This is a genomic window from Ruegeria sp. AA6, assembly GCF_056542865.1.
This window is the reverse complement of record NZ_JBQGAN010000012.1, coordinates 40747-52952: the sequence shown is the minus strand read 5'-3', so window position 1 is coordinate 52952 and position 12206 is coordinate 40747. Positions and strand designations below refer to the sequence as shown.

The following is a 12206-nucleotide window of genomic DNA, read 5'->3' as shown; positions in this document are numbered from 1 at the left end:
TTTCACAGCTTTCTCGCGACAATGTACCGGCTCGGCAATAACCCGGCTTGATCCGCTGTCTCGACGATATCGAAGCCCGCAAGTTCAATGGCGTGCTGGAGTTCAGCTACGGATACAAAATTTACGAACGGAGCTTTCCCGAGGACCTGCATAATCGGGATCGCTATTCGGCTGATTATGCCATATTTGAACCCTCCACTCTCTGGAGCGCAAACGGTCTTGGAAATGAATACCCCACCGGGTTTTGTAAGGGTCGCAATGTGTTCGAGTGCATGGCCCATATCGGGCACAAGGTGCAGTAGATTATGTGCGAGGACAGCGTCGTAAGAACCGTCGTTAGGATCGTGCTGCAGAACCTCGGCCACTTTGAACGTTACATTCTCCAACTCTTCTTCAGCGAGTTTCTCGTTGGCGATTTCGATCATCCCCGGTGCGAGATCGGAGGCAGTGACTTGAGCCACATGTGGTGCCAGTAGCAACGCGGTTGACCCTGTCCCGCACCCGATTTCCAGCACGCTGTCTTCGGCTTTCAGGTAGGACTTTGTACGTTCGAGCGTGTTCAGATACCCTTCCATATTTCGGATAGGATCAGCCGCATATTTGCGCGAAATCTTGCTCCAGAACTCGGCATCTTTGGACAATGCAGCCATCTTTAATCTCTCTTTCGAACTTTTCACAGCAGTCAGTAAATTAAAACACGATTTTATGGAATTGCCAGATATTGCAGAACTGTTATGCATTAATGCATGAATTGGAACGCTATCAATTTCGATTGGAACCAGGCTCGGTCCTTTCTTGCAACGGCAGAAGAAGGCTCGTTTTCCGCGGCGGCGCGCGTGCTTGGGCAGACCCAGCCAACCGTCGGTCGGCAAGTCGCCGCGCTGGAACAGGCGCTCGGCGTCAGCTTGTTTGAAAGGGTTGGCAAGTCGCTTAATCTGACAACCGCTGGTGCTGAGCTGTTGGTACATGTCAGTGAAATGGCAAATGTTGCGAACAGGATTTCTCTGACTGCGACAAGCCAGTCGCAAGCCATTGAAGGGCAAGTCAGGATCACTGCCTCCGACGTGATGTCAGCTTATCAGCTCCCGCCCATTCTTAAGCAAATCAGGCTCGCGGCACCGCGGCTTGAGATCGACGTGGTCGCAGCAAATGACATACGGGACATACAGCGGCGCGAGGCAGATATCGCCATTCGGCATGTACGCCCAACACAGCCCGACCTGATTGCAAAGCTGGTGGCAGAAGCGACGGCACATTTTTACGCTGCCCCTTCGTACCTCGAACGCGTTGGACGACCAAGAAATGAAGACGAACTTGCCAAGTTGGATTTCGTCGGTTTTGGCGACATTGACACGATGATTGGATTTCTCAATCCGGCTGGCATCGAAGTAACCCGCAAGAATTTCCGCGTTGGATCGCAGAGCGGGATAGTGTCATGGGAGCTTGTGCGCCAAGGCTTCGGCATTAGTGTTATGTCAGACGATGTGGCGGCCCTTACACCCGGTGTGGAGCGTGTTCTGCCCGAACGCGAGCCATTCAAATTTCCTATCTGGTTGGCCACACACTCTGAGTTACAAACAGCGCGAAGGATCAGGTTGGTTTTTGATCAGCTTGCAGACCATCTCGGCTCGCGGACAAATTATTGAACGTGAGTTGGTCTGGTGTCGTGAACTGGAGTCTGCTTCGGGCTCGGAGCTGCCATTCTCTGCGGTTGGTGCCGAATGGAAAAAGAGCCCAAAGTTGCCTTTACCGTGCCAAAAAATGCTGTAGGGAAAATCGGCAGGTCGCAGCCCAATGCGGACCTTGCAGGGAGCGTCAGAACCGATACTCTTCACCATTTCGAGTAATAACCCTAAGCGATGGCGAAAGACCGTTTGAATGAGGCCCGTTTTGTCGCAATCCATGGTTGATATGAAAGCTGAGACTCAAAGAATATGGTAACAATACCAGACTTTATTTCAAAGTACCTTGAGGGAAGTATGTGGCACACCACGTCCGTACTTCGGTGTGAGAAAATTCTAGATACAGGTTTCATTTTGTAGATCCCCCGTTGCCAGATAGTGAGCGTTATGGAGGCACGCCTTTTGTGCGGGCTGAAGGAGGGGTTAGCCTCTTTGATTTCCCTAAAGGCTTTGATTTGCAAGAATACGAAGCTGAGTTCTTCACAAGTTCTATTGGTGAGTTTCTCCCTTTCAAGAGACAATGGGGGCGATCTGTTTGGCTGCGAATAAACACCGATGTAGTGGCAGAGAACATCAAATCCGGGAGGGAAATCAGAGCCCTTTGGAAGTTAGAAGAATCGACAAAAAGATTTATGGCAGAGATCGAAAGTGCTCACCTGGGCGATATTCCAGTTGCCGCCATTTCTGATGCTTTCGAGATCGGTGCAGGAGACGACTGTTGGAGCAGGCGCTCACTGCGCCCTAGATCGCCAGAAACGCGCAAAAAACAGCCCAGGCCCACCTGAGTAGGATTACAAGTGAAACTCTATGATAAAATCGTTCAGGAACTAGTGGGACCGGAGGACGAGCCTCGATTTCTTGGTGACCGCATGAGGTGTCGATTCTGCGACGCCACAGGGTCAAAGGCATTTGGAAAAAGGACTAACGCTCATACGTTCCCACGATCTTTGGGGAACCGGAGTCTCTACTTTCTAGACGAATGCAAGAAGTGCAATACCGAAAAGTTCTCACGCTACGAATTCACTGAGAATACGCAGTTGAGCGCTAGGCTAGAACAACTTGGCCTATTTTGATCATTTTCGCATCGACCCCAAGTTCTGGTATCAAGTAGCCGTTTTTGGTCCTGAACACATTCCGCAAATACTGATTTCCGTCAGTGTCCATAAACAGACACCGTAAGTTGTAGCAATCGCCCCAAACCCCTGCAATTGCAACTAGTGGAATGCCTATCGGTAGCGAGTCGACTCTTTCAAATTCTCTGTAGTCAATCCCGCAGGCGCAGGATTGGCGGAAGCTCATGGTGAAGCGTTCGTGATGAGTGGGTATCGTCATTCCTTCAGATCAAAGATGGAAGCCGTAGTCTTGGTCTCGTTCAAGCAGCCCATGATTCAGCTCTCTTGCAGCAGAGTTTCGGCGGCTCTCGCTAGCTTCAAACTCGTCTGCAAGTTCTCTTCCAGCGTGGTGTAGTTCTGTTCTTCGGTCAGCAAGTCGGCCAATGTAGCTACGGACTTGAGATGTGATTTCATCAGCAGCTCGATGCACTGCGTTAAGCCATTTAGCCTGGCCTCGATCCCGGTCGTCGAGCGTTCTTCCAAATTGCGCAATTCCGAGGCGGAGGTCTCGCAAGCCGTCACCAACTGCTCGACGCACGCGAGCAAATCTCGCTCCAAGGCTGTCAGGGATTGGTCCATCTAGTTTGGCTCCACTCTGATGCAAGAAACCAATCGGCTCGCCACCGAACAGGTGCGCATGCTTGATGTTTCTGGCGGCAGGATCAAATAAGTCGCTCCCTCGTGAAGTACCGCCTGGATGCCCAACCTCTCTAGCTGCGTCGAGGCGGCTATCGTTGAGAGTTTCCAGCTCCACAGAAAAGTCAGTCCTAAGGTTGCTGCGATCAACACCATACAGGCCGTTATCACCGCCCAAGGTGAGATCTGAATCAGGAATTTGATCTTGTCGATGTGACTCTGCCAGGTCGTCCCGCTCCAATCCAAAAACGTGCGGGTATCGGCTTCGATTGTATTCCGCGCGAGTGTTACACATGCTTGAATATCGCTCCTGAAGCTCTGCAATTGAGAATCCATCAAGGCGGCGTGCTCTTTTCGGATCTTGTCCAAGTCCGCGTTCAATTTCTCGCTCAGCCGGGTCGGCTTGCCAGTCGTCATGGAAAATCTCTCCTTTCAATCGCCAGCGTTCGCCTGTGTCGGGGTCTTTGGCCGTGATGTAATTTTTGCTTACGCGGGGGATATCGAAACCTGCGTCGGTCAGAGCATCGACCATGCTTGCGCGGTCGGTGATGGTGCCGATGCTGATCTGGTCTAAGATCCATTCGTGGAGTTCTTCGCGGCCCTGTGCCCTAGTTGGGGCCTCAACGGTGGCTTGAACCTCCTGTGTGCGTTCCAGATCCATCGGATCGGCCCAGTCGTGCGTCTTGTTCATTAAGTCGCGCAGACTGTCATAGGCTGTCCGATAGCCAGGTGGCGCGATGTTGAGGCTTTTACCGGTTGTCAGCTCCAAACGCGGTGTACAGAAATGCAGCTCAACTCGGTCTTCGTGGCTGTGCCGGACCCAGAGCAAGTCGAATTGCTCACTGTCCATACCAGCGAATGCCAGTGCCTCGAAGGCGTTCATGACTTCGACCTGCTGGGCTTCGGTGGGTGCGTCCTCGCTGGCAAAGCTGATGACGCCCGCGCGGTAGGTCCACTGATTGCGACTGGCGTCGATCAGGGCCTCGGTGCGGGTGGAATCGCCGCGCAGCACTTCAGGCAAAGGATCGCGTATGACCGTCATGGGCTGGCCATCAGCATCGCGGATTAGATCGCGATTGGAGTCATAGGCCAAGACCTCACGCGTGACGAGATAGCCAACTGGACCAGCACCCGCGCCTTTGCCATTGGGAAAGAACTTGATCAGCATTGTCGTGCCTCATCAAGGATCTTGGTAAGCTGGCGTTCAATCACAACCAGTTGTCGGGCGACGGCCAGCGTATCCATGTCAACCCGACCAATCAGAAGCGCCCGATTCACAACCCGCGCAACCTGGTTGAGGTTACCGCCAATGCGCCCTAGTGCCAGGACCAGAGCGGGGTCGACGCGAGGCGCAGGCTTGCGACGACGTGCTTCCGTCAGACCCAAGGCTTCGCGCAAGAGGGTCGCGGCAGACACTCCGGCAGCTTCGGCTTTGGCGCGAAGCTCAGCCTTCTCAGCAACGCTACATCGAAAGACGAAGGTCTCGGTGAGCGGCGCTTTGGCGGGCGGCGTGCCTCCGCCGGTGGGGTTCGAAGGGGAGGCTTGCCACCCCTCGCAAGGTCCCGTGTCAGCAGCGCCAGCGTATGACATGGGTCGCCTTGCTCTTTGCTCAGACCGCATGGCACAGTTCCTGCTTCGATGGTGCAAACAGGGTCCAGCCTTCGGTGATGAGCCAGCTGCGCAACACGGGCCACTCGTTCTTGTTCGTTGGAGGGAACCTGCCGGGGAGCCAGTAGCCGCGCTCGTTGTTTTCGATGGCTTCAGGAAGTACCCGGTCGATCCAAGCACCAAACATTCGTTCGGTGAACTGCTCCCATTGGCGGCAGCCGAAAGATTGGCGCGAGACGAATTCGGGTTGCGCACTGCCCACGCGCGCCGAGTCGGATGGCCCACCATTCGGCAGATCCGGCTCAAGCGCGAGGTTTTGTTCTATGGATTGTTCTTTCTTTATATAGGAAAGATCACCCATGCGCCCTTTGTCTCTCACGGGCGAACCCTTTCGCCCTTCTGAAAGGCTCATCGGTGCATCCTTTTTCCTCCGGCGAAACGGGATGATTTTTGTTGGGGAGCGAAGGTCGTATTCTGTGTGATTGCCTGCGCCACGCCCTTCAGTTCGAAACAGCCAACCGAACTCGACAAGCTGTTTGAGGCAGCGTTTGATGGTTGCTAGCGACATTCCGACCAGGAACTCATCAAGCGTTTTTAGTGAGGGATTGAGTTGGCCGGTCCTGTCGTTGGCGAACTGTACCGAAAGCGCTGAGGCAACTACCTTAGTTGACGAGTTGAGGTCAGCGCATTGCAGAACGGCCTTGAGCCATTCAAAGCGATTGAGCCTAGACATATGCGCCTCCCGCGATTGCGGACCGGCTGCGAATTTGGTATTCTGTTCGTGCAGATAAATTTGCATTACCGTTGAGGTGGGTGGCCGCCCCCTCAGCGGTTTTTCTTTCACTTTTCTTCGGAAACCAGACCCTGAAAACAGAATAATCCGGACAAAATCCGGGTATGCTGCTGCGGCGGCGCAGTTCATTCGTATTTAACTGATTGATTTTATTGGTCGGAGTGAGAGGATTCGAACCTCCGACCCCTGCCTCCCGAAGACAGTGCTCTACCAGGCTGAGCTACACTCCGACCGTGGCGCGTGATCTATACCTCGGGATTTGGATGTGCAAGGGGGATTCTGAGTTAGACCTGTGGAATTACTGAAGGCTAGTATCTTGCCCCTGTTTGAGGTTCTAGGGCAGGGGGTCGGTGCGGTACAGCCTGATTTTTGTACCCCCGTGGTCCACGACAGGCCCTGCGGGCAGCAAAGGCAATCGAGTAGCGCGGGCAAGAGATTGGTTGCTTGTTACAACCCCAACGCGCCAGCCGCTGAACCGGGACATCAAAACCTTTCCAAAACTTCCGTATAGTGAGCGCAGACGTTTTTCGTCACCGATTCTGGCTCCGTAAGGTGGGTTGACGATAATCAGTCCGGTGGGCCCTGCGGGTGGTTTAATGTCGCTGACCGATCTGCATTGGAATCTCGTGTTCGCGGCCACTCCGGCGCGATCGGCGTTGGTGTTCGCCGCTTCAACGGCACCCGCGTTACGATCCGAACCGCAGAAGATTGTTTCAGACTTATTCTGTGTGCCATCCGCGCGAAGCTTGGACCAGGTCTGCGAGTCGAAACTGCTCAAGTCTTCGAACGCAAAGCTGCGCGACCGGCCGGGGTTCAGCCCTAACGCAATTTCGGCGGCCTCAATAACGAATGTGCCGGAACCGCACATCGGGTCAAGAACGGGCTCGGACCCGTCAAATCCACACTCGCGCAGGAACATCGACGCCATCGTTTCACGCATAGGCGCCTTGGCGACTGCCGGTTTGTGGCCACGCTTGTGTAGGGGGTCACCCGAGGTGTCGATCGAAAAGGTGCAGATGTCCTTATCTATGCGCAGCAGAACACGCAGGTTCGCGTCGGGTGAAATTGATGCGCCCAGTGTTTCCTTGATCGCCCGTTCGACCCTCTGCCGCGCAGCGCCCGCGTGGTAAATGCGGGACTTGCGACTTGTGGCCTCGACTTTGACCGAAATATCCGGGCGTAGAAAATTGGCCCAAGGGAATTTACGAGACCGCTTGTCCAGTTGCGCCAAGTGAACAGCCGGGAAGCTGCCCAACCGAACCAATACCTTGTTGGCCCCGCGCAAACACAAATTGGCGCGCCAGACTTCTTGCCAATCGCCGTGGCAGCTTATTCCGCCGGGCACGATTTTTGCCCCAGCGAATCCCTTCTCTACCGCTTCGGCCTGTAAAGGAGCCTCAAGCCCGGGGGTTGCGACCAGAAAAATCTCAAGATCGGTGTTTTGTTCCATTGGCCGTGCTTACACTGGAAGTATCCCGGGTGCGACCAGCAAATTAGGCTGCGACATAACGTAAAACTTCAAAGGAAAGTGACATTCTGCTCATATTTTGGGCTGCAACGGGTTTGCCTTTAACAGCATCCCCGCGTAAACGGTGCCAAATCAGAATTTCGCCCGCGGATTTTTAACGCATTTCGACGCTTTTGCGACGACTGCACGAAAAACACGCGTTATTGTCAGGCCCAGTAGTGGGCCCGTCATATTCGGCGCAGGTAAAGAGGCTTGGAAGACAGTAGCGACATGCAAACTTTCAAACTGAAAAAAGGGTTGGAGCTGCCGGTGCTGGGTGCGCCGGATCAAGCCATCCAGCCGGGACCTGAATTTAAGACCGTTGGGGTATTGGGCGGGGATTACCTGGGCCTGAAACCACGCATGTTGGTTCAGGAAGGCGAAATAGTTCAGCGCGGCACGCCGCTGTTCTGTCACAAAGACGCTCCGGACGCGATGATGGTTGCGCCGATGACTGGTAAAGTTGCGGCAATCAACCGAGGTGCGCGTCGGGTGTTGCAAAGCGTCGTGATCGAGGTTTCGGACCCCAATGATACAGGCCTTGACTTCTCGGGCGTGGGTAACGCCGACAGTGCCGAAGGTGTGACCGAGAAGTTGTGCGCCGCTGGCCTTTGGACCGCATTCCGCACGCGACCCTATTCGAAAATGCCGGAACCCGGCACCAAGCCGGCAGCCATCTTTGTAACAGCAATGGATAGTGAGCCACTGGCCGCGGACGCAGCCGTGATAATCGCCGACGCTGGCGAGGCGTTTGCTGCCGGTCTGGCCGCGATAGCCAAGCTGACCGAGGGCAAGACCTATCTGTGCCACAAGGAAGGTGACTCCGTTCCCGGCGCTGACGTGTCGGGTGTCGAGGTCGCTGCGTTCTCGGGGCCGCATCCCGCAGGTCTGGCTGGTACGCATATTCACTTCCTGGAACCGCTGGTCGGTGACAAGCAGGTCTGGACCATCGGTTATCAGGACGTCATCGCCGTTGGTCGCCTGATGCAGACCGGCCATCTGGACCCGAACATCGTGATCGCGCTCAGCGGTCCCGGTGCCCGGCAACCGCGTCTGATCCGAACTGTCATGGGCGCTTCGACCGACGAATTGACCCGTGATGAGGTCGCGGTGGACGGCACACCGCGCGTGATCTCGGGCTCGATCCTGTCGGGTACTCATGCTGAAGGACCGACCGCCTATCTGGGCCGTTTCGCGCGTCAAATCTCGATCATTCGCGAAGATCACGACCAGCATACTCTGGGCTGGATTCTTCCGATGCCATCGAAATTTGCGGTGCAGCCGGTGTTGGGTTCGGCCTTGGCCAAGAAACTATACGCCTTCACTTCGAATTTGAACGGCGGACGTCGTGCGATGGTGCCCACTGGCACGTTCGAAGAGCTGATGCCGCAGGACTACCTGCCGACGCAGTTGCTGCGGGCCCTGTTGGTCATGGACACCGACACCGCGCAGGCGCTGGGTGCGTTAGAGCTGGACGAAGAGGATCTGGGTCTTGTTGGCTTTGCCTGTCCTGCAAAATATGAATACGGGCTGGCGCTGCGCGACTGCCTGACCAAGATTGAAAAGGAGGGCTGATCCAAATGGGTTTGCGCAGCTTCTTCGATCGGATCGAGCCGAACTTTACCAAAGGCGGCAAGTACGAGAAGTATTTCCCCATCTACGAGATGGTGGAAAGTTTCATCTACACTCCGAAAACCGTCACCTCCGTCGCCCCCCATGCGCGGTCATACGTGGATATGAAGCGGATCATGACTTACGTCGTGATCGCCACCATCCCCTGTATTCTTTGGGGGATGTGGAACACCGGTTATCAAGCCAACTCGGCCATAGCCACGCTGGGGCCGGACTCAGCTACTGGTTGGCGGATCGCCCTGTTGCAGATGTTCGGCATCTCGCTGAACCCGTCCAGCCTTTTTGCCAACGTAATGCACGGGCTGCTCTACTTCCTACCGATCTATATTGTGACGCTAGTTGCGGGCGGTATCTTTGAGGTCATCTTTGCCACCGTTCGCGGTCATGAGGTGAACGAAGGGTTCCTCGTAACCTCAATGCTCTATACGCTGATTATGCCGGCGACGACGCCTTTGTGGCAGGTCGCTTTGGGCATCATCTTCGGTGTCGTGATTGGCAAAGAGGTCTTTGGTGGCACCGGCAAGAACTTCCTCAACCCCGCGTTGGTTGGCCGGGCATTCCTGTATTTTGCCTATCCGGCACAAATGTCGGGGGATGCAGTCTGGACGCCGGTGGACGGGTTTTCTGGCGCGACCGCTCTGGCGGTATCGGCTGCCGAGGGTGTTCAAGCGTTGGCGGCCGATGGCATTACGTGGTCCAGCGCCTTTTTCGGCACCATTCAGGGCAGTTTCGGTGAGACTTCGACGCTGGCATGTATGATCGGTTTGGCCTTTCTGTTGGCGACAAAGATTGCCAACTACCGACTGATTGTCGGCTGTCTGGCCGGGACAATCGGCTTTACCCTGCTGCTGAACCTGATCGGGTCGGACACCAACCCCATGTTCGCAATGCCGTGGTATTGGCACGTGGTGCTTGGCGGCTACGCCTTTGGTCTGGCCTTCATGGTCACTGAACCGGTCTCGGCAAGCCACACCAATGTCGGGCGTTATATCTATGGCGCGCTGATCGGTGTCATGGTTGTGATGATCCGTGTCGTCAATCCGGCTTTCCCCGAAGGCATGATGCTGGCCATCCTGTTCGGCAACGTCTTTGCACCGCTGATCGACTATTTCGTCGTTCAGGCCAACATCAAACGGAGGGCGCGTCGCCATGTCTGATACGCAATCCCAAGAACCAAAGGGCGCGATTGCCAAGTTTCTGGCGGCTTCACCGGATTCCGTTGGCAAAACGATTTTCGTCGCCGTCGCCGTTTGTCTGGTTGCTTCGATGGTCGTGTCCTCGGCCGCCGTAAGCCTGCGCCCTGTGCAGCAAGCCAACGCGCTGAAAGACAAGCAGGTGAACGTCCTGCAGGTGGCGGGTGTCTATGAACCCGGCGTCGATGTGTCAGAGGCTTTCGCTGCGTTTGAACCGCACGTACTGGAACTGTCCACCGGCGAATTCGTTGACGATCAGTTCGACCCGACCACTTTCGACGACATCGCTGCCGCCAGCGATCCTGAACTGAGCGTCGCACTTGATGACGACCCGGCCGGCATTGGGCGCAAGTCCAAGTACCGCGTGATCTATCTGCTGCGGGACGATGCTGGCGATCTGGACAAAGTCATCCTGCCGCTGCACGGCTATGGCCTGTGGTCCACGCTGTATGGCTTTATCGCGCTGGAAAACAATGGCAACGATATCTACGGCCTGCAATTCTATCAGCATGGTGAAACGCCGGGTCTTGGTGCCGAGGTGGACAACCCGCGCTGGAAAGCGTTGTGGAATGGTAAAAGGCTGCGGGATGACAATGGTGATCTGCAGATCACCGTGTCTAAATCCCAGCCCGCCGCCGGGCCTGACTTTTACGTCGACGCGCTGGCAGGGGCGACTCTGACCTCGGTGGGGGTCGATAACCTGGTGAAATTCTGGATGGGTGACGCGGGCTACGCTCCGTTCCTGGCCAAACTGCAAGCAGGAGAGCTCTGATGTCTCAGACCAAAAAAGAGATGCTGGTCGACCCGCTTGTCGACAACAACCCGATCACGTTGCAGGTGCTGGGCATTTGTTCGGCGCTGGCGGTGACGTCGTCGCTGCAAGTGTCGTTCGTGATGGCGCTGGCGGTGATCTTCGTGACATCGTTCTCTTCCTTCTTCATCTCGTGCCTGCGCAACCAGATCCCGGGCTCTATCCGGATCATCGTGCAGATGGTGATCATCGCCTCTCTGGTGATCCTCGTGGACCAGATCCTCAAGGCATACGCGTTTGAGATCTCAAAAACCCTGTCGGTCTTCGTTGGCCTGATCATCACCAACTGTATCGTTATGGGCCGCGCCGAGGCGTTTGCGATGAAAAACCCCCCGGTCGCGTCCTTCATCGACGGTATGGGTAACGGCATGGGCTACGGCCTGATTCTGTTGCTTGTCGGTTTCATCCGAGAGCTGTTCGGGAACGGTTCGCTGTTTGGCGTCACCATACTGGAGACTGTCAACAACGGCGGTTGGTATGTGCCAAACGGCATGCTGCTGCTGCCGCCGTCAGCGTTCTTCATCATCGGTCTGATTATCTGGGCGTTCCGCACATGGAAGCCGAACCAGGTGGAAGAGCGTGAATACAAAATTCAGCAGGTAGAGGCCCACTGATGGAAGGTCTGATTTCACTGGCCGTAAAGGCCATCTTTGTCGAAAACCTTGCGCTTAGCTTCTTTCTGGGGATGTGTACTTTCATCGCTGTGTCCAAGAAGATCTCGACAGCGTTGGGTTTGGGGATTTCAGTCATGGTCGTGCAGGCCATCACCGTGCCCACCAACAACCTGCTGCTGAACTACCTGCTGAAGCCGGGCGCGCTGGCCTGGGCCGGGTTCCCGGATGTGGACCTGACCTTCCTCGGCCTGATCTCGTATATCGGCGTGATCGCGGCGATGGTGCAGATCCTTGAGATGATCCTGGATAAGTATTTCCCGCCGCTCTACAACGCGCTGGGAATCTTCCTGCCGCTGATCACGGTGAACTGCGCCATTCTGGGTGGTTCGTTGTTCATGGTGGAACGCGATTACAATTTTGCTGAGGCCGCCACCTATGGTCTGTCTTCCGGCTTTGGTTGGGCGCTGGCAATCACTGCGATGGCAGGTGTACGCGAAAAGCTGAAATACTCGGACATTCCCGACGGCCTGCAGGGCCTTGGGATCACTTTCATCACCGCGGGTCTGATGGCAATGGCCTTCATGTCCTTCTCGGGCGTGAAACTGTAAGGAGGGCGCA

General features: G+C 55.5%; 12 protein-coding genes and 1 tRNA gene. 7 read left to right on the top strand and 6 right to left on the bottom strand.

The genetic code is table 11. From position 1 onward, the window contains the following. Nucleotides 1–2: 2 nt before the first annotated feature. Nucleotides 3–650 (bottom strand): class I SAM-dependent methyltransferase, encoded by a 648-nt coding sequence (locus ACR0LN_RS14580; protein WP_480430602.1) that lies wholly within the window; start codon nucleotides 648–650, stop codon nucleotides 3–5. 96 nt (nucleotides 651–746) lie between these two features. On the opposite strand from ACR0LN_RS14580, the gene ACR0LN_RS14575 reads away from it, so the two are divergent. Both ACR0LN_RS14575 and ACR0LN_RS14570 read left to right on the top strand, forming a co-directional pair. Then, nucleotides 747–1646 carry a LysR family transcriptional regulator gene (locus ACR0LN_RS14575; protein WP_480430599.1) on the top strand — a complete coding sequence of 300 codons (900 nt, stop codon included), beginning with the start codon at nucleotides 747–749 and terminating at the stop codon, nucleotides 1644–1646. A 404-nt stretch (nucleotides 1647–2050) separates the two neighbouring features. Beyond that, nucleotides 2051–2467, top strand: coding sequence for a hypothetical protein (locus tag ACR0LN_RS14570; protein WP_170463067.1), 417 nt, complete (start codon nucleotides 2051–2053; stop codon nucleotides 2465–2467). A 556-nt stretch (nucleotides 2468–3023) separates the two neighbouring features. On the opposite strand, the gene ACR0LN_RS14565 is transcribed toward ACR0LN_RS14570, so the two are convergent. From ACR0LN_RS14565 to ACR0LN_RS14545, 5 genes are all read right to left on the bottom strand, one after another. Continuing rightward, nucleotides 3024–4598 carry a relaxase family protein gene (locus tag ACR0LN_RS14565; protein ID WP_170367310.1) on the bottom strand — a complete coding sequence of 525 codons (1575 nt, stop codon included), beginning with the start codon at nucleotides 4596–4598 and terminating at the stop codon, nucleotides 3024–3026. Continuing rightward, nucleotides 4592–5020 (bottom strand): plasmid mobilization protein, encoded by a 429-nt coding sequence (locus ACR0LN_RS14560; RefSeq protein WP_082643591.1) that lies wholly within the window; start codon nucleotides 5018–5020, stop codon nucleotides 4592–4594. The genes ACR0LN_RS14565 and ACR0LN_RS14560 overlap by 7 nt, the downstream gene beginning before the upstream one ends. Nucleotides 5021–5039: 19 nt before the next feature. Beyond that, on the bottom strand, nucleotides 5040–5960 hold the full coding sequence (locus ACR0LN_RS14555; protein ID WP_058281560.1) for a helix-turn-helix domain-containing protein: 921 nt from the start codon (nucleotides 5958–5960) through the stop codon (nucleotides 5040–5042). A gap of 24 nt (nucleotides 5961–5984) precedes the next feature. After that, nucleotides 5985–6061, bottom strand: a tRNA-Pro gene (locus ACR0LN_RS14550). Between the two features lie 104 nt (nucleotides 6062–6165). Then, a complete protein-coding gene (locus ACR0LN_RS14545) occupies nucleotides 6166–7281 on the bottom strand; it encodes a THUMP domain-containing class I SAM-dependent RNA methyltransferase (RefSeq protein WP_480430597.1) in 1116 nt (371 codons plus the stop codon). 288 nt (nucleotides 7282–7569) lie between these two features. Between ACR0LN_RS14545 and ACR0LN_RS14540 the strand changes: the two genes are divergently transcribed. Genes ACR0LN_RS14540 through nqrE form a run of 5 tightly spaced genes read left to right on the top strand, consistent with a single transcriptional unit; the run spans nucleotide 7570 to nucleotide 12196 of the window. Further along, nucleotides 7570–8913, top strand: a complete 1344-nt coding sequence (locus ACR0LN_RS14540) for a Na(+)-translocating NADH-quinone reductase subunit A (RefSeq protein WP_480430595.1) — start codon at nucleotides 7570–7572, stop codon at nucleotides 8911–8913. 5 nt (nucleotides 8914–8918) lie between these two features. Further along, nucleotides 8919–10127: an NADH:ubiquinone reductase (Na(+)-transporting) subunit B gene (locus tag ACR0LN_RS14535; protein WP_480430594.1), complete on the top strand. Its 1209-nt coding sequence runs from the start codon at nucleotides 8919–8921 to the stop codon at nucleotides 10125–10127. After that, on the top strand, nucleotides 10120–10935 hold the full coding sequence (locus ACR0LN_RS14530) for a Na(+)-translocating NADH-quinone reductase subunit C (protein ID WP_480430591.1): 816 nt from the start codon (nucleotides 10120–10122) through the stop codon (nucleotides 10933–10935). The genes ACR0LN_RS14535 and ACR0LN_RS14530 overlap by 8 nt, the downstream gene beginning before the upstream one ends. Beyond that, entirely contained in the window at nucleotides 10935–11588 is a 654-nt protein-coding gene (locus tag ACR0LN_RS14525; RefSeq protein ID WP_480430589.1) for an NADH:ubiquinone reductase (Na(+)-transporting) subunit D, read from the top strand. Before ACR0LN_RS14530 ends, ACR0LN_RS14525 begins: the two co-directional genes overlap by 1 nt. Beyond that, nucleotides 11588–12196, top strand: a complete 609-nt coding sequence (gene nqrE / locus ACR0LN_RS14520; RefSeq protein WP_480430587.1) for an NADH:ubiquinone reductase (Na(+)-transporting) subunit E — start codon at nucleotides 11588–11590, stop codon at nucleotides 12194–12196. The genes ACR0LN_RS14525 and nqrE overlap by 1 nt, the downstream gene beginning before the upstream one ends. Nucleotides 12197–12206: the final 10 nt, after the last annotated feature.

Bases quoted from the DNA above. Each gene is read 5' to 3' on its own strand.
- ACR0LN_RS14575 (WP_480430599.1), top strand. From the start codon at position 747: ATGAATTGGAACGCTATCAATTTCGATTGGAACCAGGCTCGGTCCTTT.
- ACR0LN_RS14560 (WP_082643591.1), bottom strand. From the start codon at position 5,020: ATGTCATACGCTGGCGCTGCTGACACGGGACCTTGCGAGGGGTGGCAA.
- nqrE (WP_480430587.1), top strand. From the start codon at position 11,588: ATGGAAGGTCTGATTTCACTGGCCGTAAAGGCCATCTTTGTCGAAAAC.
- ACR0LN_RS14580 (WP_480430602.1), bottom strand. From the start codon at position 650: ATGGCTGCATTGTCCAAAGATGCCGAGTTCTGGAGCAAGATTTCGCGC.
- ACR0LN_RS14530 (WP_480430591.1), top strand. From the start codon at position 10,120: ATGTCTGATACGCAATCCCAAGAACCAAAGGGCGCGATTGCCAAGTTT.
- ACR0LN_RS14535 (WP_480430594.1), top strand. From the start codon at position 8,919: ATGGGTTTGCGCAGCTTCTTCGATCGGATCGAGCCGAACTTTACCAAA.
- ACR0LN_RS14525 (WP_480430589.1), top strand. From the start codon at position 10,935: ATGTCTCAGACCAAAAAAGAGATGCTGGTCGACCCGCTTGTCGACAAC.
- ACR0LN_RS14540 (WP_480430595.1), top strand. From the start codon at position 7,570: ATGCAAACTTTCAAACTGAAAAAAGGGTTGGAGCTGCCGGTGCTGGGT.
- ACR0LN_RS14545 (WP_480430597.1), bottom strand. From the start codon at position 7,281: ATGGAACAAAACACCGATCTTGAGATTTTTCTGGTCGCAACCCCCGGG.
- ACR0LN_RS14565 (WP_170367310.1), bottom strand. From the start codon at position 4,598: ATGCTGATCAAGTTCTTTCCCAATGGCAAAGGCGCGGGTGCTGGTCCA.
- ACR0LN_RS14555 (WP_058281560.1), bottom strand. From the start codon at position 5,960: ATGAACTGCGCCGCCGCAGCAGCATACCCGGATTTTGTCCGGATTATT.